Here is a 19675-nt window from a genome sequence, read left to right on the forward strand (position 1 = left end):
GATGAATTTTTGTGCATGCGCTGCCTTGCGTGCCAGTTTTGCGCAAGGCAACGTGCTCCTCTTGCCCATGTCTTCCTTTCGTCATCCTGTGTCGTTGATGAAATCGGGATGGCGGTTTGCCTGTCGAATGCTGCTGGCTGCCGTCTTTTTCGCTTTGTTGCCTGGATTGCCAGGCTGCGGCGGGGGGGCGTCAACTGCCCCGGTGCCACTTGCCGCACTGGATGGCACGGCGGCGGCGAATCCAGTTGCCACGACGACCACGGCCGCGACGACCACGACCACGATCACTACAACGGCCACGACCACGACGCTGCCCGTCGCATTCGGCGAAGGGACACGGCAAACCTGGGAAAGCGCCTGGGTTTTCTTCCCTGGCATGGCGACGCGCATCCGCCTGCGCGATATACCGAACGGCCAGACTTACCCGGTGCTGATCTTCATGCATGGGTGCGCAGGCATGGCATCGCAGGAACATACAAACTGGGGCAGCCTGTTGGCCTCACTGGGCATGGTGGTCGTGATGCCAGACAGCTTTGCCAGGTCCGGACGCCCGGTCAACTGCGACGATTTGACGGAAGGCGGCGGTCCTTATCCGCAGGTGCATGAGATGCGTCTTGAGGAAATCGCCTATGCCAGTCAACAGATCCGGATGCAAACCTGGTATGACGGCAAACATCTCCTGCTGATGGGCTATAGCGAGGGTGCCATCGCAGCGGTGCGCACCCCTCTGGCCGGATTTCGCGGGGTCATTGCAACCTCCTGGACTTGTACGCACTGGAACGTGCCCGCGTTGCATGGCATTTACCTGCCGCTCGACACGCCCATACTGACACTTCGCCATGAGGACGACTCCTGGTTTCCCAGCGCTGCCCTTGATGGCAATTGTGCAGATCACATGGCCGGCCGGCCGGATGCAACCAGCCTTGTCGTGCCTGGTTTGGGGCATGGCACGTTCCATGATGCCTCGGCGCGGGAGGCCGTTATCGCCTTCGTGCAGCACTTGCTGGATATTCCTTGAGCATTCTTTCGCGGCGCTTGCCAGTACCGGGAGTAATCATTGATCAGCCGCAACGATGGATTAGCGCTCGCTTTTATTCTTTCCCTGTGTAGTTCGATGTAAAACTCGGGAGGATAGCGATGCTGAACGATCATGTAAGCAATGAACTTGGCCTTGAAGGCGTGGCGTTTACGGTTGCAGAAGGTTTTTCCCGGCGCAAGTGCATCGTTCTTCGGCAGGCGTTGTATCTATTGTCTGAAGATGCCGATCCTCAGGACCTGGCGGCAATTTACAGGCGCCACGAGTATCGCATCCAGCAGGTCGCCCGACGCTTGCTCAACTCTGGCCAGGCCGACAAGCCGCTGGTCATCGGTCCCTGGTCGTTCCGGCCGCACGCCGCGTGATTCCACAGCAAAAGCGTATTGCAATTTTGCCAGCAAGGCGTTGATCCTTTACACTGTGCTCCGGATCTGGGGGTGCTTTCGTGCCCCTTGCTTGCAATGCCAGGGAGCTTCGACGCAATATGCCTGCCGTACAATTTATTACCCGCAAGCGGCTCTTTTGGGCTTGCGTCATGCTTCTGACCTTGCTGGTGCTGGCATTGGCGGTAGTCCTAAATCACCTGGAAGTTGCCCCGCGCAGCCTGGGGCCCTATCTGGAGCGGCGTTCGCTTGGCCACAATCCCCTTATTGAGGATTTCGGCAGTTGGAGCAAGCGCGCACTGGTGTCGCTTGATCGCGGCGAGCAGCTCCCATTCGCGCTGCCACCGCTCAAACTTGGCGCGCAAGCTGTGCCAGCGCAAACCGGTAACGCCCGTTTGCCGCGGGATGGTGCAGCAGGCCAGGTAGTATTCGTCGATTCGGCCGTCGCCGCGCGCAATGCCATTCAGGCAGCAAGTCCCGGTGATGTCATTACCTTCCTGCCCGGCAGATATTTTTTCAATGGCCGTTCCGTTGACGCGACCCGGCCCGGCAACGCTACCGGCGCAATTACAGTCCGCGCGCAGCAGCCCGGCACTGTCACCCTGCTGTTCGACCTTACCGAAGGGTTCCGGGTATCGGCGCCATACTGGATATTTGAGAATCTGGCGATCAAGGGCGTTTGCCCTGAGCATACCAATTGCGAACATGCTTTCCATGTCACGACACAGGCGGCATATTTCATGGCGCGCAACAATGTCATCACCGATTTCAATGCGCATTTCAAGGTCAATGGCGATGGCACGCATTATCCCGACCACGGCATTATTGAAGCCAACACCCTGAGCAATACCAGCGTGCGTCAGACCGCCAATCCAGTGACACCGATCGATATTGTTGGCGCCAATGACTGGATCATCCGCGGGAATCTGATTAGCGACTTCGTCAAGGGAGATGGCAATCGCGTCAGCTACGGCGCCTTTGCCAAGGGAGCCGGCCGCGGCAATCGCTTCGAGCGCAATATCGTCTTGTGCGAACGGGCGCTGCGCGGCGCTCCAGGGCAGCGCGTCGGCTTGTCGCTCGGCGGCGGCGGCACCGGCAGCATGTACTGCCGCGACCGCAAGTGCCTGACCGAGCAGGACGGTGGCAGCATCGAGGCCAACCTGATTGCTTTCTGTTCGGACGATGGCATTTATCTCAACCGCGCTGCGGCCAGCCGGGTGGCACACAATACGCTGATCGATACTGCAGGCATTACCGTAGGGTTTGCCGTCAGTAGCGCCGATATCGAGGGAAACCTGCTTGATAGCATTATCCGCAGCCGCGATGATGGGGTCATACGCGCTACCGACAATGTAACATCCGCATTGTTGCGCAACTATGCCGGTTGGCACGCAGTACGCGACCTTTTCGTGCAGCCTGCAATGTTCGACTTTGCTTGGCGCGCAGCGCCACCCCTGCGAAAAGCGGGCAGTGTTCCGCCACTTGGCTTATGCGGGGATTTGCGGAATACGCCATCAGTGTACGGCGCATTCGACGATTTTTCCGCGTGTCTGGCAATTCCTGGCCCTGCCGGCAGCCATCCGGTTGCGGTGGCAGGGCCGCGCTGACTTGTGCACACAAACAGTGAACAAGTCTGTGGATAAGCGGGTAGAAAATTTCTTAAGTGAATGATTCTAAAGGTTTATTTCCCGCTGGTAAAAAACAGGGCGAGCTTAACGTAGTCTCTGGAGCAAGACCTGCGTTTGCAGTTCGCTGATGGCAAAACAGGCCTGTTGCCAGGAAAGGCGCAATTCCTGCAATGAATCGGCCATCATTTCGAATGCCTGGATGGCGGCCTGTTGAGGCGTGGCACGAGAACGCGCTGCCTCAATGCGGCCAAGGAGCCTTTCCAGGCTGTTGCGCCTTTCCGGCGGTGCCGCGTCGACGGCGTTTTGTAACAAGCGGGTACGCAGGGCTTCGAAGGCCTCCGGGTCGTCCTGATGCAACTTCAGCAACATGTCGAAGTCCGGGATAGGAAAGGAAAATGGCATGGCGCTTCCTGATCGGCGTTGTGAGTCCTTTGACAATAAAGCCTCGACCGGTGTGCCACTTGTAATTTATCAACGGAATTGCATGCCCTCGCAGGGGTTCCGCAAACAAATTGTTTGAGTGCTTTCCTTTTCAGATTTTCGGTTGCTTGCAAGCCCTTGTGCAAATGAAATTTAACATTGGCAACCAAAAATCAAGCGGCGCTCCCTGGCACGCTCGTTGTCTTCAAACATTGCTTCCCTGCATTCCGTGCTGCAATACGTGCGGTGGGATTGCAGCGGCTTATTGCAATACCAGCAATGCGATTTTGCTGTGTTTTCACTCTTGCCTGCCTGGGTAAACACGTAACGTTCAGAACCGCTAGGAGTGGATGAGCTAACGACATGCATTTTTGTCTCCTTAATTTTAATCAGTACACAACTTGTAATTGGTTGATCAAGATTAATTCTCCGGCGACAGAAGACTGTGAGAAAAATCAAAGGAACAAAGGGCAGATTATTGCTGAAGAGTTATTTTTTGGCGGAAACAGGACTAAATTCAAGAAAGGGCAGAAACAATGGTGCAAACATGCGAAAAGATGTTGCAATTAAACATTAGTTTGCTAAATATTAATGTTTTTAGTCTGGTTACGACCTACAATAAATCTACAAACTTAATTGCTGGAGGCAGCATGGATACAATTCAACAGGCGGATGAGCCGCGCTGGCGCAAGCTGGAGGCTGCAAAAAGCCATACCCGAAAAGTGGCATTTACGATAATGGGACTTGCCTTGACGTCTCTGTTCGTTGCAATTACGGCGTCGGCTGCCTGAGCCAACCTGGAATACGCAATCGGGTGAGAGTGCTGGAGAGGGGATTGGTTACGGCTTTTCTGCTTCTTTTGCAGACGGACGGCTGTTCAGCTCAGCACGGATGAGTTGTGCTTCCTTGCCGGCTTTTTCAAGCTGTTCGATCAATTGCGGGATATCGTCAGGATGGACCGTAATGATCGCGACTTCCTGATTGTAATTTTCCTGCTTCATGCGAACGTGTCCCAGGCGTCCGGTAGAAACGTCGACAGAATCTCTTAATTCAAAAATGGTGTTGCTCATGATACGTATCGGGCGGCAATGGTGATTACACCTATTCTACTGTAAATTCCGACAGTAAATCGTTGTAATCGGGATGTTGCGAATTTCCACAAAATATGAACCATCCCGGCTGTTTGTGCAAGCCGGAGCTGCACTGCCTGATTTTTCATCGCCGCCTAAATATCCTTTTAAAACAAAAGCTTAACGCCTGTCTCCGGTACTTGTCCACAGTATTGTCCACGCTTAGTGTGGGTAATCCACAGGCCGGAACCAGCTGACTTGCCTCTTTATACGGCCACCGGGGCCTTGATCCCCGGATGCGACTGGTACCCGACAATGTCAAAATCCTCGAAACGGTAGTCAAAGATCGATTCTGGCTTGCGTGCAATGCGCAATGTTGGCAGCGGGAAGCTCGTTCGCGAAAGCTGTTCAGCCACCTGGTCCATGTGGTTGGAATACAAGTGGCAGTCGCCGCCGGTCCAGATGAAGTCGCCTACCTCCAGGCCAGCCTGCTGCGCCATCATGTGGGTCAAGAGGGCGTAGGAGGCGATGTTGAAAGGCACGCCCAGGAAGATGTCGGCACTACGCTGGTACAGCTGGCATGACAGCTTGCCGTCGGCGACATAGAACTGGAAGAAGGCATGGCAGGGCGGCAGTTTCATCTGTGGGATGTCGGCCACGTTCCAGGCCGAGACAATCATGCGGCGCGAATCCGGGTTGTTCTTGATCTGTTCAAGCACCTGGGCGATCTGGTCGATGTGCTGGCCGTTCGGCGCCGGCCAGGAGCGCCACTGGTAGCCGTAGATCGGCCCGAGGTTGCCTTCGGCATCGGCCCACTCATCCCAGATCGAGACGCCATTATCCTTCAGGTACCTGGTGTTGGTGGAGCCGGCGAGGAACCAGATCAGCTCGTGGATGATCGACTTCAGGTGCAGCTTCTTGGTCGTCACCAGCGGGAAGCCTTCCTGCAAATTGAAACGCATCTGGTAACCGAACACCGAACGGGTCCCGGTGCCGGTGCGGTCGGTTTTTACGGTGCCATGTTGCTGCACATGGCGCATGAAGTCGAGGTATTGGCGCATGGATGAATCTCGGTTGGCATTTTAGCTGGCGGACTTGGCCCGCTATATTGCCTGCCATTGTAGCGTAACTGCGATGACGCCCGCCGTTCAGGCCTGGCCGAACTGCAGCGCCGCCAGGCTGGCGTACAGGCCACCTTGCGCCACCAGTTGCGCATGCGTGCCGGTTTCGACAATCCTGCCGTGTTCCATGACGACGATCCGGTCGGCGCGCTGCACCGTCGCCAGGCGGTGGGCAATGACAAGCGTGGTACGGCCTTCCATCGCCGCCTCCAGCGCGCCCTGGACCAGGCGTTCGGACTCCGCATCCAGCGCGCTGGTGGCTTCGTCGAGCAACAGCAATGGCGGGTTTTTCAGGAGCGCGCGGGCAATGGCAATGCGCTGGCGCTGGCCGCCGGAGAGACGCACGCCGCGTTCGCCGAGGAAGGTGCGATAGCCTTCCGGCAGCCGCTCGATGAATTCGTGCGCCGCCGCCATTTTTGCGGCGGCGGCCACTTCCTCGTCACTGGCGCCGGGACGGCCGTAGCGGATGTTTTCCATCGCATCGGCAGAAAAAATCACGGTATCCTGCGGCACGATGCCGATAGCGCCGCGCAATGCCTGCAGGTCGAGCCGACGTATATCCATGCCATCGAGCGCGATCTGTCCCTGCTGCGGATCGTAAAAGCGCAGCAGCAACTGGAACAGCGTGGTTTTTCCCGCGCCGGAGGGACCGACGATGGCCACCGTCTCGCCCGGTGCGATGGATAGCGTGAGGTGCGACAGGGCCAGTGTTTGCGGGCGTGAAGGATAGCTGAAGCCGACATCGGACAACGTCAGCGCGGCGCCGCTTTGGGCCAGTTGCGGCAGGGCGTGCGGATGCGCCGGGGTTTGCACCGGCGAGCTGAGCGCCAGCAGTTCCAGCAGGCGCTCGGTGGCGCCGGCGGCACGCTGCGCTTCGCCCAATACTTCCGAAAGCGCGCCGATGGCACCGGCAACGATGACGGCGTAGAGGATGAACTGCCCCAGTTCGCCTGCTGTCATGCTGCCGTCGAGCACGGCTTTCGCGCCCAGCCAGAGCACGAATACGATAGCGCCGAACACCAGCAGGATCGCCAGCGCCGTCAGTTGCGAACGGGCGCGGATACGGGCGGTGGCCGTCATGAAAGCGCGTTCGACCGTGACGCCGAAGCGTTGCGACTCGCGTCCTTCCTGCGTGTAGGCCTGCACCGTCGGCATGGCGTTAAGGATTTCACCGGCCAGCGCCGAGGCATCGGCGATGCGGTCTTGCGAATCGCGCGAGAGCTTGCGCACGCGCCGGCCGAACAGGATGATGGGCACGACCACCAGTGCCAGCAATACGACAATCAGGGCAGACAATTTGACGCTGGTGAAGAACAGCATGGCCATGCCGCCGACGAAGAGGAGGGCATTGCGCAAGGCCATCGAGATGCTGGTGCCCACCAGCGCCTGGATCAGGGTGGTATCCGTGGTCAGGCGAGAGAGCACCTCGCCGGTCTTTGCGGTTTCGAAAAATTGCGGACTCTGGTTGACGACATGCTGGTAGACGGCGCTGCGCAAGTCGGCGGTGACGCGCTCGCCCAGCCACGACACCATGTAAAAACGTGCCGCCGTGGCCAGCGCGAGGATGCCGGCGACGCCGAACAGCGCGAGGAAATAACGATCGATATGGGCAGTGCTGGCAATGCCCGCGCCGCTGGCGGCGCCAAAACCGAGGTCGACCATTTGCCGGAACGCGTAAGGTATGGCAAGGGTAGCGCCGGCCGCAACCAGCAAGGCGATGCCGGCCAGGATGAAACGGCGCAGGTAGGGACGCAGGAAGGGCAGCAGTGCAGCCAGCGTGGCAAGGCTGCCTTTGGCACGGGGATCGGGTGATGTCATAATTTCAGTGGCTTTACATAGCCGGTCAGTTCGAGGTAACCGCGGCCGGCAGGCTTGCCGTCGCGGCGCAGGGTAACGGCGCCTTCCCAGTAGACTGCGCCGGTGGACTGGCGCGAATCGAGTTCCTGGTCATTTTGCAGGGGCGAGATTTCCCACGCGAGGGGGCCAGCCGCGAGGGTTTGCGCCACCGGGTAGCGGGCATCGGTGCGCGGCGAACGCCAGTGGCGCACCGCATTGAAACTAACCTGGTCGGGCGCGTATTGCGTGACGCGTCCGCCGGCATCGCGCAGAGCAGCATGCGCCCACAATTTCTTGCCATCCTTGCCGCGAATCTGGAAAGCCATCAGGGCACTGCCGTCGTCGAGGTTGGCGCCCAGCCAGTCCCATCCGGCGGCATTTTCATCGAGCACGCTGGTGGACCACTCATGGTCGAGCCACGCCGTGCCGCTGACGGATTGCGCCTGGCCGCCTCGCATCACGCTGCCGCTGACCTGCAACTGCGGCTGGCTGTAATAATAACTGGCCTGTTCCGGGCGCGGCCCCTTGCGCGAAAAGCCGCCTTCGCCTTGAAGCATCGGCGGCTGGCTGGGCGAAAGTTCAAGCGTGAGGGAAAAGTCGCGCGCGGCGATGTCGGCATGGTAGCGCCCGTCGGCGGCGCGGCGCAGCCGCCAGCTGTCGAGCTTGACGTCGGTGTCGTCCTGCTTGGCGTAAGCCAGGCCAAAGCCTTCGCGGGCGCTCTTCTGGTCATGCAGGAGCTTGTCCTGTCCGGGGTCGGACAGGGCAGCATGGGCAATGATCAGTTGCTGCGGCGCGAAGCGGCTGGGGTTGGCGCGGTCATGGTCGGTAGCGGAACGGAAGAACGTGATCTGGAAGCCGAGGGGCTTCCCCTGCGGCGTCTGCAGCCAGCCCGTGACGTACCACCACTCGGTGCGAAACCCGGGATGGGCGCCGTGGTCGCGCGGGAAGGCAAAGGGTTTGCCCGGCACGACGCTGGCCGGCACAGGTCGTGCGGCAAATGCCGCGCCGGTGCTGACGGCCAGCGCCAGCCAGGCCAGGATGCCGATGATCTTTTTCATTACCAGTCCTCCCGTACTGCACGCACCGCATTGCCCGATACCGCGTGGCGCCCGGCCACTACTGCCGTCAGCGTGGCCGAAACGAGCAGGACCAAAGCGACGCTGGCCAGCAATCCCCAAGGCAGATGCAGCTGCATGCTCCAGTGGAACGATTGCGGATTGACGACGTAGACCAGGATGAGGCTGATGGCAAAGCCCAGCGCAAATCCGGCGGCGATGCCGATGGACGTCAACAGCAAGCCTTCGATGGCGAGGATGCGCAAAACCTGGCTGCGGGTGACGCCGATGTGGCGCAGCATGCCGAATTCGCGCGCGCGCGCGATGGTCTGGGCGGAAAAGGTGGTAGCCACGCCGAACAGGCCGATCAGTACGGCGACGGCTTCCAGGAGATAGGTCACGGCGAAGCTGCGGTCGAAGATTTTCAGGCTGGCGGCGCGGATTTCACCGGGTTGGGAAAATTCCAGCGCTGGGCCGAAGGGCAGGCGTTGCAATGCCGTGATCGTTTGCTCGGGTGTATTGCCGGGGGCAAGCCACAGGCCGGCATTTTCAGCCTGCATGTCGCCGCTCAGGCGCCGGTAGTCTTGCGCGCGCATCTGGATGGCGCCGAACTGGCGCACGTAGTCGCGCCAGATCCCGGCGACGATGACTTCCTGTAGTCGGCCACCGAGCGGCAATTGCAGGCGGCTGCCAGGACGGTAGCCGTACAGGTCGACCATCGCTTCCGACACCCACACGGGAACGGCACCCCGGGGAATGGCTTGCAGCGGCGCGGGATCGTCCATGAGGGCGAGTGACTTGCCCGGATCCTGCAGGTCGATATTGCGCGCGATCAAGGCTACGTCCGGGCGGGTCGGGTCGAGCGTCAGTTGCGTCATGCGCAGGAAGTCGGTGCGGGCGACGCCGGGTACCGTGGCGATAGCGGCCTGTTCAGTCAGGTCGAAGCCGGCGGTATCACCGCTGCCGGCGGCCTGCACGTACAGGTCGGCGGGCAATACCCGCGCCAGCCAGTCGTCCACCGAGATCCGAAAACTTGCCACCATGATTCCCATCGCCACCATCAGGCTGAAGCTCGACAGCACGCCGCCCAGGGCGATTGATGCGTGGCCGGGGGCGTTGGCCAGGCGCGCCAGGCCCAGCGTGGCCGCTGCGCCCGCGCCGAGCTTCGTTGCCCGACGCGCCAGCCAGCCGAAGGCCACAGCTGCCAGACGCGGCATGAGGGCGATGCCGCCGACCAGCAGGAGCGCCACTGCAAGATAGCCGAATACCGGCAAGCCCGCCAGTGGCGGCAAGCGGGCAAAGAGAATGCCGATAACCAGGCAAGCCAGCGCCGGCCACGGCGTTGCCAGGCGCGACAGGGCGCCTTCCTCGCTGCCGGCCTTCAGTGCCGGCGCCGGCTTCGCGCGCGCCGCTTCCCAGGCAGGGACAGCGCTGCCGAGTATCGCAATGCCGGTGCCAAGCAGGAAAAACAGCAGGGCGGCGCCCGGGGCGAAGGCGACGCTGGGTTGCACGCCGGGAAAGTAGCCGCCGCCCAGGTCGGCGCCGAAGTAGCGCAGGGCCGCAGCTGCAGCGGCAAAGCCGCCGAGCAGGCCCAGCTGGGAACCTGCCGTCCCCAGCAAGGCGCCCTCGGCCAGCAGTTGCAGCAGCAACTGGCGCCGTGTCAGGCCGAGCACGCGCAGCAGCGCCAGCTGGCTGCGGCGGCGGATCACCGCCTGTGCCTGGCTGGAAAACACCAGGAATGCACCCGTGAACAAGGCCACTAGTGCCAGTACATTCAGATTGACGCGATAGGCACGCGACATGCTGGCGGTGCGTGTCTGCTGTTCCTGCGGCAGGCTGACGAGTGCCTGTCCGGCCCACTGCTGCTGCAATTGCCGCTGCACGGCGGCACGGTCGGCGCCTGCCTGCAATTTGAGGTCGATGCGCGAGAGTTGCCCGAGGCGATGCAGTCTCCACTGCAGCGCGCCAATATCCATGACGGCGAGGCGCTGGCCGGGGCGCGCGCCGGTGAGCGTGCCAGCCACGAGCAGGGTGAGCGTGCCGGTGCCGGCACGCACCTGGATTGGCTGGCCCGGCTGCACCTGCAGCCATTGCAGCGCCGCGGGCGACAGGAAGATGGAGTCGTCGGCGAGCGTGTCGTTGCGGTTGCCTGCGAGGACGGTGCCGATCAGTTCTGGCGTCACCGCTGCGGCACGGAAGACGTCGACACCGATGATCTTCAGCGGCCTGTTCTGGCCGGGAAGGGCCGCGTCGAGTTCCAGGACCGGGCTTGCTGCCGCAACGCCAGGGTGCTGCGCGAGGGCTGGATAGAGCGCTTCGTCGAACCACTCCTGCCTGCCGCGGACCTGCAAGTCGGCCTGGCCGGACAGCGTTTGCACTGCGGCGGAAAATTCATGCAGGGCGGCGCTGTTGATGAGGTGGATGGCAAAGCCGAGCGCCACGCCGACGGCGATGGCGAAAATGGCGACTGCGCTGCGCAGCGGATGGGCGCGCCATTCGCCGGCGAGCAGCCAGCCCATCAGGCGCCGAAGGGAGTTGCTGCGGGAACGGGGGCGCATGTCAGGCCGGGCGCAAGCCATCCCGGCCCAGCACCAGCACGCGGTCCGCGCTGGCCGCTGCTGCTGGCGAATGGGTCACCAGGATGGCGGTGGCGCCGCTGGCCTTAATTTCTTCGCGCAGCAATTGCTGGACGCCATGCGCGGTTTCGGGGTCGAGATTGCCGGTTGGCTCGTCGGCCAGCAGCAGGCGGGGGCGGTGGACCAGCGCGCGGGCAATCGCCACGCGCTGCAACTCACCGCCGGACAGCTGTCGCGGAAAATCCGTGCCGCGTCCATCCAGCCCGACTGCCGCCAGCATTTGTCCCGCGCGCTCCTGCGGCAAGCTGTTGAGCAGCAGCGGCAAGCCGATGTTTTGCAACAGGTTCAGGTGGGGCAGGATATGGAATGCCTGGAAGATGAAACCGAACTTTTCGCCACGCAGGCGCGTCGCGGCATCATCATCGAGCGCGGAAATCGTCACGCCGTCGACGACTACTTCGCCGGAATCAGGCGTATCCAGGCCGGCGATGATGTTGAGAAGGGTCGATTTGCCAACGCCCGATTCACCCATGATGGCGACATATTCGCCTGGTGCAAATTGCCACGACAGGTTCGACAATACCTGGCGCCCGTTGGTATAGGCCTTGCAGAGATGGCGCAATTCCAGCATGGTGCTCCTAGCGGGTCATGCCGCGACGCAGGGCGAAGCTTGCGGCATCGACTGCGGCCACCAGCAGCAGCATGGCAACGATGACACTGGCGGCTTGCTGCATCTGAAACAGCGAAAGATGGTATTTGAGCATCTGGCCGAGTCCGCCGGCACCCACTACGCCCAGCACGGCGGCAGCGCGGATATTGTTTTCCCAGCGGTACAGCGTGTAAGACATGATCTGCGGCATGGCCTGTGGCAGGGTGGCGTACAGGAAGGCGGCCGCTGGCCTGGCGCCATTGATGCGCAAGGTTTCTTCTGGTTGCGGCGGCAGGTTTTCCATGGCGTCGGCAAACAGCCGCCCCAACACGCCAGCGGTATGGGCTGCCAGGGCGACGGTGCCGGCGAAGGGTCCCAGTCCGGCCGCAATCAGCAGGATCGACGCCCATACCAGTTCCGGCACGGAGCGCAAGACATTGAGCAGCATGCGCGTGGCCGCGCGCGGCCACGCGCCGAAACGCCCGGCCGCAGGCAGCGCCAGCGCCAGCCCCGCGATCGCCGCCAGCAGGGTGCCCAACGCCGACATGGCCAGCGTTTCGAAGGTGGCGCCGGCGACCTTGCGCAGGAATGCAGGCGCCAATTCCGGCGGGGCGAAGCCGTGCAGGAATTCTGCGGTGGTTTGCAGCGCACTGGTACTGAACAGGTCGCGCCATTTCAGGGGCAGGGTGAAGAAGCTGGCGACAGTCAGCAAGAGAATTGCCGCCAGCAAAAGCAGCGTCTGCCAGTCGCGCGGGGGCGGCGCCGGCGGCACCAGTTTCAGCGGCTCGCTGCTCATCCCAGCCTCCGCCGCAGCAGCTTGCTGACGCCATCGGCGCACGCCACCAGCAGGATAAATACCAGCAGCATGGTCGACACTTCGCCGCCGGCCAGCATTTTCGTGGATTCATCCATCCTTTGGCCGAGTCCGCCTGCGCCGACGAAGCCCATGATGATCGAGCCGCGCACGGCGCACTCCCAGCGATAAACAGTGTAGGACACGAGCTCCGAGGCCGCTTGCGGCAGCGTGCCGTACAGTAGCGCCGACACGCGGGAACTGCCGCCTTTCAGGAGGGCTTGCGTGGCATGGGCATCCGTGGATTCGAGGATTTCGGCATACACCTTGCCGAGCATGCCGCAATAGGTCAGGGCGATTGCCAGAACGCCGGCGGTCGGGCCGAGACCGACGATGCGCACGAACAGCAGCGCCCATACCAGTTCGGGAACGCTTCGCAGTCCGACCAGCAGCCAGCGCACGGCTTGCCGCAACAGCCATGCCGGCAGCCTCATGCGGCCGCCGCCGATGCGTGAAATGGAAAGCTGTTCATTGACGACGAACGTGAGCGGAATGGCGCCGGCGATCGCCAGCGCCAGGCCGGCAGTCGCCATGGCGACCGTCTCCCAGGTCGCGGTGGCGACCATGGCAAGGAATTCAGCCGAGTGCGCCGGCGGGAAGAAATCGGACAGAAACCGTCCGGTCGCCCTGAGGCTTTGCGTGTCGAGCAGGATCCAGGGCTTGAATTCGCTGGCGACCAGCATTGGCCACAGCAGCAGGATGCCGATGGCGACAATGGCCAGCCGCCAGCGCCAGGCTGGATCGGCGTATGGCGCAGAGGTGTATTGCGAAGTTGCTGCGGAAGACATCAGAAGCAGCGGGTGATGGTGGGGGCTTGCTGCAGCTGGCTGTCGCTGTCGTCGTCGGCTGCGTGCAGGGGGGTGCTGGCGTGGCGATACAGCGCGGCAATCATGGCATCGGTGACGTCGTCGCGGGCGGCATCGAAAACGATGCGGCCGTCGCGCAGGCCGATGATGCGGGGGAAGTGCCGGCGCGCCAATTCGACCTGATGCAGGCTACAAATCATTGCAGCCTTGCGCGATTGCGCTTCCTGCTGCAGCACTGTGAGCGTCTGCAGCGCCAGCGTCGGATCGAGTGCCGACAGCGGCTCGTCGACGAGCAGCGCCTCGGCGCCCGAAACCAGCAGGCGCGCCATGCCGCAGCGCTGGCGCTCGCCGCCGGACAGGCGGTCGACGCGGGAATACAGCTTGTCCTGCAGGTGAAAGTGGGCCAGCGCCTCATAAGCCAATTGCGGCTCGGCCGGCTTGAACAGCGAGCTGACGGCCCGGGCCAGGCTCCAGTGCGGCAGCCGGCCGGCCAGCACGGCGGTGACTACGCGCTGGCGCGGTGGCAGCGGCGGCGTCTGCGGCGCCAAAAATAGCCGCCGGCGCAGAGCGTGCCGCTGCGCATTGGAAAGCGCCCAGGGCGATGTGCCGAATACTTCCAGCGTGCCGGCATCGGGCCGGTGGGCGCAGGCAAGGGTATGCAGCAAGGTTGTCTTGCCGGCACCGGAAGGGCCGATCAGGGCGATCTGCTCGCCGGGTGCGACGGACAGGTTCAATTCGTGCAGGGCATGCGCAGCACCGGCGCCATGATGGCGCACCGACAGGTTGTTCAGAGAGAAAACAGTCATGCTGGCGTCAAGCCCTGTGCGAATGGCGTGCTTACTTCAGGAGGCCGGCGTTTTTTGCTGCATCTTCGATGGCCTTGTAGTTCTCGGCTTTGGTCGGGATGAAGCGGGTGGCGCGTTGCAGTTCGAGGATTTCCTTACCCTGTGCGGTGTCCTTGGTCAGCGCGAGGAAGGCGTCGGTGAGCTTCTTGCGCAGTGCCGGGTCCATGTCGGCACGCACGGTCCAGTTGTAGTCGTAATAGCCTGGCGTGGTGTAGAACACCCGTACTTCCTTCGGGTCCACCTTGTTTTGCGCGACCAGCTTTTCCCAGACCGAGATATTCAGCGCACCGGCATCGACCTTGCCGCCCGAGACGGCCGCGACGGTGGCGTCATGCGCGCCAGAAAAGGCGATGCGCTTCAAGTCGGTATCCGGGTTGATCTTTGCGCCCAGAAGGAAGGAGCGGGGCATCAGGTGGCCGGAGGTCGAGGATTCGGAGCCGAAGGAAAAAGTCTTGCCCTTGAGGTCTTCCAGCTTGTTGATATCCTTGTGCGTGGTGATGAATACGGATTTGAATCGCTCGTCTTCCTCGCGCTGCACGATCGGTACTACCTGCCCCTTGCTGCGCACGTTCGCTTGCACGAAAGTGAAACCGCCGAACCAGACCATGTCCAGTTTTTTATTCAGCAAACCCTCGACCGAGGCGGCATAGTCGGTAACGGGTGTAAACTCGACCTTCATGCCGGTTTTCTGTTCAAGATACTCCCCCAGCGGCTTGAACTTGCGCTGCAACTCGGTCGGCGCCTCATCGGGGATGGCCGATACGCGCAAGACTTGTTGTGCGTGTGCAAGGTTGCCGGCAGATGCACCAATGGCCAGGGCAAGAGTCAGCATCATTTTTTTGCAGGGGGAAGCGAGAAGCTTGAGCATGAATGGCTTTCTTGTCAGGTTAATGTGAAAGGAGTGGCTGAGGCAGGGCCAGGCTTTTGTGTCGTCTCAACCGGTAGAAATGAATAAACCGCTATGATAGCCAAAAGTACCACCTATTGCTGAGTTTGCACGTTAATTGCTCCCGCAGTGTCAACCGGATCGAACGCCATGCCGAGACCCGCTGAAAATTTGCTGACCGGATTCATCCAGGCATTTCACAGGGATGATGCTGCCATTCGTGCCGAACTGGTTGCCGGCTTGCTCGCCGAGCATGCGGCCGTACACCCCAAGTTTCTCTATGATCCGCTGGGTTCGAAACTGTTCGAGGCCATTTGCGAATTGCCGGAATATTACCCAACGCGCATGGAAGCAGCGATATTTGCCCGGCACTTGCCTGCCCTCGCCGACGTGGTCGGGGCGGGCATTACCCTGATCGACCTGGGGGCAGGCAATTGCGCCAAGGCAGCCCGGCTGTTCGATGCCCTGATGCCCCGCCAGTATGTGCCGGTGGATATTTCTGTCGAGTTCCTGCGCGAGGCGGTGGCGCAGATCAGGCAGCGCCATCCGGAACTTCCCGTGACCGGCGTAGGGCTGGATTTTTCACAATCGCTGGAGTTGCCCGATGCGGTCGGGCGCACGCGGCGGCTGTTTTTCTACCCGGGTTCGTCGATCGGCAACTTCACGCCCGGGCAGGCACTGGCGTTCCTGCGCCGCATGTGCGCCGCCTGCCATGACGAGGGAGGCGAGGGTGGCGGTCTGTTGATCGGCGTTGACCTGGTCAAGGAAAAGCGCGTGCTGGATGCCGCCTACGACGATGCCCTGGGGGTGACCGCTGCCTTCAACCTGAACCTGTTGCAGCACCTGAATACCTTGCTTGGCGCGGATTTCGATTTGCGCGACTGGCGCCACCGGGGCTTTTTCAATGCTGCCGAAAGCTGCGTTGAAATGCACCTGGAAGCCCGGCGCGATGTCGAAGTCGCCTGGCTCGACGGCCGCCGCCGCTTTGCCGAGGGCGAGCGCATCCATACCGAAAGCAGCTACAAGTACACGCGCGATGGCTTCCTGCGGATGCTGGAAGAAGCCGGTTTCGTTGCACCGCGGACCTGGACCGACGAGCGCGGCTGGTTCATGGTGTGTCACGCGCGTGCGTCGCATTGACAGAGCAGGGTGCATACACCATGAACATGCAAGCCGAGGCGCATTTCTTTCATGGTGCCGAAGCGCTGGCCCAGCATTACCTCAGCGTGCGCGCACGTTCGATGATGCTGTGCGAGCCGCTATCGAACGAGGATTGCTGTGCGCAGTCGATGCCGGATGCCAGCCCCGTCAAGTGGCACCTGGCGCATACCACCTGGTTCTTCGAGACCTTCATCCTGGAGCGCTTCGAACCCGGCTTCCGCCCGTTCCATCCGCAGTTCCGGCTGCTGTTCAACTCCTATTACAACGATGTCGGACCCCGGCATCCGCGTCCGCAGCGCGGCTTGCTGACGCGGCCATCCCTGTCCGAGGTTATGGATTACCGCCGTCACGTCGATGCCCGCATGCTGACCTTGCTGTCCGAGGAGACTGCCGCGCAGATGGTGTCGCAGCTGGCTGAACTGGGATTGCACCACGAGCAGCAGCACCAGGAACTGATGCTGACGGACCTCAAGCACCTTTTGGCGCAGAACCCGTTGATGCCGGCTTACGCATCCCGGCTCGTTGTCGAGCCGCCGCAATCCGTGCCGCTGGCATGGCGCACCTGCGAGGCCGGCATTGTCGAGATCGGCCATGCTGGCGGCGGTTTTTGTTTTGACAATGAGTTGCCGCGGCACCGGCAGTTCGTCGAACCTTTCCAGTTCGCGTCGCGCCTGGTAAGTAATGGCGAATACCTCGCCTTCGTGACTGGCGGAGGCTATGCCAATCCGGCCCTGTGGCTCTCGGAAGGCTGGGACTGGCTCCAGGCCAGCCGCATCGCGCATCCCCTGTACTGGCATGCGCCGCAAACGAGCGCAGCAGGGGAGGCACGAGAACATTCCGGGTACTCCGGCTGGCAGGAATTCACCCTGCATGGCTTGCACCCCCTGGACTTGCATGCCCCGGTCAGCCACCTGTCCTATTTCGAGGCAGATGCCTATGCGCGCTGGGCCGGAGCGCGGCTGCCCACAGAAGCCGAGTGGGAAGTCGCCGCCGGCGGCGGCCTCGCGCTGGCGGCAGACGCCCTGCACCCGCAGGCGGCGCGCCAGGAGGGTTTGTCGCAACTGTTCGGCGCCTGCTGGCAGTGGACCTCCAGCAGCTATGCGCCCTATCCGGGTTATGCGCCTGCTGCCGGCGCCCTGGGCGAATACAATGGCAAGTTCATGGTGAACCAGTATGTGCTGCGTGGCTCTTCCTGCGCCACGCCGGCCGGGCATGCCCGCACAACTTACCGCAACTTTTTCCCCGCGAGTGCGCGCTGGCAGTTTTCCGGCATCCGCCTGGCCCGTTCCTGAGACCGCGCGCCAGCATCGCGGCCCGCGTTTTGGTAATTTTTCACATTACTGCGGTGCAATATCTTACAGAGAGTTTTTTTGTCAAACTGTAATATTTCCCCTAGTTAAAAAATTAACTTGCCAGGGGAAAAAAATGGATCAAGCATTTGCCGATGTCAGCTTTGTGGTGGAGCGCAGCTCGGAAGACCGTCGCGTTGCGCAGCACATGGCGCCGCCCTATCTGACAGATGAAGGCTTCATTCTGTATGACCGCCGCGAAGGCGGTGAGCGCCGGGGCTGCAGCCAGCCGGCCGATGCCGCCGAATCGAGGCCGTCAGCATCGCCGGACCTGGTGAGCCAGCGCATGGAACACCTGGCTGCGCTATATGGCTATGCATCCGCCCAGGCGCAGGCGCAAGCCGAAGTGGCCAGGCAAGTCGGCAGCGACTGGTATCGCCCCCTTACCAGGAAGTCGGCAAACGGCGTTTGATGACGATGCGCTTGCGGGAAATATCGAGGTAGGCGCCGGCCGCAAGGTCCTTCATGATCTTGCTGACCATCTCGCGCGAGCAGCCGATCCGATTGGCGATTTCCTGCTGGGTCAGAGGTGCGGCAATCACTTGTTCGCCGTCGACGCTTTCGGCCAGGTCGTTAAGCAGTTGCACTAGCCGCCCATAGACGTCCAGCAGCGCCATGCTCTTGAGGTTGCGGTTCAGGGCGCGCGTGCGACGGATCAATTTGCCCAGCAGGGAAAAGATGAAATCCGGATGCGAGCGCAGGAATGCGCGAAAATCGTCCAGGGACACAATCGCCAGGCGTACCGGCTCCATCGCCATGACGGATGCACTGCGTGAGCCGGGTTCCAGCGCCATTTCCCCAAAATATTCGCCCATGCCCATGTTGGCGATCACGACTTCATTGCCCTCGTCATCCGAGAGGAAGACCTTGACCGAGCCCGACGCGATGAAATAGACACCGTTGGTATCGTCGCCTTCATTGATGATGATGGCATGCCGCGGAAATGCCCGCATGACGGCGTGTTCCAGCAAATCCTTGACATCCTCCGGCGGCAGGTCCGGGACGGCGAGAGTCGATTTCACGAGGTTTCCTTGTATCGATGGCAGCGCTGGCCGCGCGGCGTAAGGCAAGGCCACAGACTACCTGAAAAATTGCTGATGATAAATATCGACGCAAGTAATTGATGCCGATACCACGGTCTTCGCGGCGATTGGCGATAATGGCTCAATCGGTTTGCGGGAGAGGGCGATGACTTACGAACTGTATTATTGGCCGGACATCCAGGGGCGCGGCGAATTCGTGCGCCTGGCGCTGGAAGCGGCCGGCGCCGATTACCTTGATATGGCGCGCCTGCCGGCGAAGCAAGGTGGTGGGGTGGCGGCCATGATGCGCCTGCTGGAGCCTGGCGTGACCGGGCGATTTTCCTTTGCGCCGCCATTTCTGAAGACGGGCGAACTGATCATCGGCCAAACCGCCAATATATTGCTGTATCTGGGCGGCGCGCTCGGACTGGCTCCAAAGGCGGAAGCCGGTCGCCTGTGGACGCACCAGTTGCAACTGACGGTCGCCGACCTCGTCACTGAAGTGCACGATACCCACCATCCTTTGTCGGTCAATCTTTACTACGAAGAGCAGAAAAAAGAGGCGAAACGGCGCGCGGCGGACTTTACGCAAAGCCGCCTGCCGAAATTCCTCGGCTATTTCGAGCAGGTCCTGGCAAGCAACCCGCGCCGCAGCGGTTATCTTGTCGGCGCCAGGCTAACCTATGCCGACCTGTCGATGTTCCAGATCGTCGAGGGCTTGCGCTATGCGTTCCCGCGCGCGATGGCAAGCGTGGAGTCGGCCTGCCCGCTGCTGATCGAACTGCATGACCGCGTAGCGCAGCGTCCGAAAATCCGGGCCTACCTGGCTTCGGAGCGGCGCCTGCCATTTTCCGAAGCAGGCATTTTCAGGCGTTATCCTGAACTGGAGCGCTAGACTGGCGGCCCGGAGCGGGGCGTGGCAAATACCAGGTTCCCATTCAAATCGCAGACCCATACATGCAGCGGGCAGTGCAGGGAA

At 61.6% G+C, this 19675-nt stretch carries 20 protein-coding genes; 8 read left to right on the plus strand and 12 right to left on the minus strand.

The genetic code is table 11. The features are described from left to right. The first annotated feature begins 1 nt into the window (after window position 1). From EKL02_RS18160 to EKL02_RS07570, 3 genes are all read left to right on the plus strand, one after another. Window positions 2-1018: a hypothetical protein gene (locus EKL02_RS18160; RefSeq protein WP_164931983.1), complete on the plus strand. Its 1017-nt coding sequence runs from the start codon at window positions 2-4 to the stop codon at window positions 1016-1018. Between the two features lie 119 nt (window positions 1019-1137). Next, window positions 1138-1401: a DUF1488 family protein gene (locus EKL02_RS07565; protein WP_128901483.1), complete on the plus strand. Its 264-nt coding sequence runs from the start codon at window positions 1138-1140 to the stop codon at window positions 1399-1401. A 170-nt stretch (window positions 1402-1571) separates the two neighbouring features. Then, on the plus strand, window positions 1572-3026 hold the full coding sequence (locus tag EKL02_RS07570) for a right-handed parallel beta-helix repeat-containing protein (RefSeq protein WP_241687821.1): 1455 nt from the start codon (window positions 1572-1574) through the stop codon (window positions 3024-3026). A gap of 105 nt (window positions 3027-3131) precedes the next feature. On the opposite strand, the gene EKL02_RS07575 is transcribed toward EKL02_RS07570, so the two are convergent. Beyond that, window positions 3132-3449, minus strand: a complete 318-nt coding sequence (locus tag EKL02_RS07575) for a DUF3135 domain-containing protein (RefSeq protein ID WP_128901485.1) — start codon at window positions 3447-3449, stop codon at window positions 3132-3134. 575 nt (window positions 3450-4024) lie between these two features. Here EKL02_RS07575 and EKL02_RS07585 point away from each other — a divergent pair. Beyond that, window positions 4025-4258, plus strand: a complete 234-nt coding sequence (locus tag EKL02_RS07585; protein WP_128901487.1) for a hypothetical protein — start codon at window positions 4025-4027, stop codon at window positions 4256-4258. A gap of 48 nt (window positions 4259-4306) precedes the next feature. Here EKL02_RS07585 and EKL02_RS07590 read toward each other — a convergent pair whose 3' ends face one another. The 10 genes from EKL02_RS07590 to EKL02_RS07635 form a co-directional block, all read right to left on the minus strand. Continuing rightward, the gene (locus EKL02_RS07590) at window positions 4307-4537 is read right to left on the minus strand and encodes a hypothetical protein (protein WP_128901488.1); all 231 of its coding nucleotides are present in this window, start codon (window positions 4535-4537) and stop codon (window positions 4307-4309) included. A 266-nt stretch (window positions 4538-4803) separates the two neighbouring features. After that, a complete protein-coding gene (locus EKL02_RS07595; RefSeq protein ID WP_128901489.1) occupies window positions 4804-5598 on the minus strand; it encodes a thymidylate synthase in 795 nt (264 codons plus the stop codon). Window positions 5599-5685: 87 nt separating this feature from the next. Continuing rightward, the gene (locus EKL02_RS07600) at window positions 5686-7476 is read right to left on the minus strand and encodes an ABC transporter transmembrane domain-containing protein (RefSeq protein WP_128901490.1); all 1791 of its coding nucleotides are present in this window, start codon (window positions 7474-7476) and stop codon (window positions 5686-5688) included. Continuing rightward, the gene (locus tag EKL02_RS07605) at window positions 7473-8552 is read right to left on the minus strand and encodes a carotenoid 1,2-hydratase (protein ID WP_128901491.1); all 1080 of its coding nucleotides are present in this window, start codon (window positions 8550-8552) and stop codon (window positions 7473-7475) included. The genes EKL02_RS07600 and EKL02_RS07605 overlap by 4 nt, the downstream gene beginning before the upstream one ends. Then, entirely contained in the window at window positions 8552-11107 is a 2556-nt protein-coding gene (locus tag EKL02_RS07610) for an FtsX-like permease family protein (RefSeq protein ID WP_128901492.1), read from the minus strand. The genes EKL02_RS07605 and EKL02_RS07610 overlap by 1 nt, the downstream gene beginning before the upstream one ends. A 1-nt stretch (window position 11108) precedes the next feature. Further along, window positions 11109-11756 (minus strand): ABC transporter ATP-binding protein, encoded by a 648-nt coding sequence (locus EKL02_RS07615; RefSeq protein WP_128901493.1) that lies wholly within the window; start codon window positions 11754-11756, stop codon window positions 11109-11111. A gap of 7 nt (window positions 11757-11763) precedes the next feature. Next, entirely contained in the window at window positions 11764-12570 is an 807-nt protein-coding gene (gene phnE, locus EKL02_RS07620; RefSeq protein ID WP_128901494.1) for a phosphonate ABC transporter, permease protein PhnE, read from the minus strand. Beyond that, on the minus strand, window positions 12567-13415 hold the full coding sequence (locus EKL02_RS07625) for an ABC transporter permease (protein ID WP_128901495.1): 849 nt from the start codon (window positions 13413-13415) through the stop codon (window positions 12567-12569). The genes phnE and EKL02_RS07625 overlap by 4 nt, the downstream gene beginning before the upstream one ends. Further along, complete coding sequence (locus tag EKL02_RS07630) at window positions 13415-14239, minus strand: ATP-binding cassette domain-containing protein (protein WP_128901496.1); 825 nt, start codon at window positions 14237-14239, stop codon at window positions 13415-13417. The genes EKL02_RS07625 and EKL02_RS07630 overlap by 1 nt, the downstream gene beginning before the upstream one ends. Window positions 14240-14270: 31 nt before the next feature. Beyond that, window positions 14271-15110, minus strand: coding sequence for a putative selenate ABC transporter substrate-binding protein (locus EKL02_RS07635; protein WP_241687853.1), 840 nt, complete (start codon window positions 15108-15110; stop codon window positions 14271-14273). Between the two features lie 204 nt (window positions 15111-15314). Here EKL02_RS07635 and egtD point away from each other — a divergent pair, with 204 nt between their 5' ends. The 3 genes from egtD to EKL02_RS07650 all read left to right on the plus strand — a co-directional run bounded on the left by egtD (window position 15315) and on the right by EKL02_RS07650 (window position 18086). Further along, window positions 15315-16304 (plus strand): L-histidine N(alpha)-methyltransferase, encoded by a 990-nt coding sequence (gene egtD, locus EKL02_RS07640; protein WP_128901498.1) that lies wholly within the window; start codon window positions 15315-15317, stop codon window positions 16302-16304. A gap of 26 nt (window positions 16305-16330) precedes the next feature. Beyond that, window positions 16331-17617 (plus strand): ergothioneine biosynthesis protein EgtB, encoded by a 1287-nt coding sequence (gene egtB / locus EKL02_RS07645; RefSeq protein ID WP_128903421.1) that lies wholly within the window; start codon window positions 16331-16333, stop codon window positions 17615-17617. Between the two features lie 133 nt (window positions 17618-17750). Next, window positions 17751-18086, plus strand: a complete 336-nt coding sequence (locus EKL02_RS07650) for a hypothetical protein (RefSeq protein ID WP_128901499.1) — start codon at window positions 17751-17753, stop codon at window positions 18084-18086. Here EKL02_RS07650 and EKL02_RS07655 read toward each other — a convergent pair. After that, the gene (locus EKL02_RS07655) at window positions 18058-18696 is read right to left on the minus strand and encodes a cyclic nucleotide-binding domain-containing protein (RefSeq protein WP_128901500.1); all 639 of its coding nucleotides are present in this window, start codon (window positions 18694-18696) and stop codon (window positions 18058-18060) included. The genes EKL02_RS07650 and EKL02_RS07655 overlap by 29 nt on opposite strands. Before the next feature lie 166 nt (window positions 18697-18862). Between EKL02_RS07655 and EKL02_RS07660 the strand changes: the two genes are divergently transcribed. Further along, the gene (locus EKL02_RS07660) at window positions 18863-19591 is read left to right on the plus strand and encodes a glutathione S-transferase (RefSeq protein WP_128901501.1); all 729 of its coding nucleotides are present in this window, start codon (window positions 18863-18865) and stop codon (window positions 19589-19591) included. The last annotated feature ends 84 nt before the right edge of the window (window positions 19592-19675 follow it).

Origin of the sequence: Janthinobacterium sp. 17J80-10, assembly GCF_004114795.1 — a bacterium.
Taxonomy (GTDB): domain Bacteria; phylum Pseudomonadota; class Gammaproteobacteria; order Burkholderiales; family Burkholderiaceae_D; genus Paucimonas.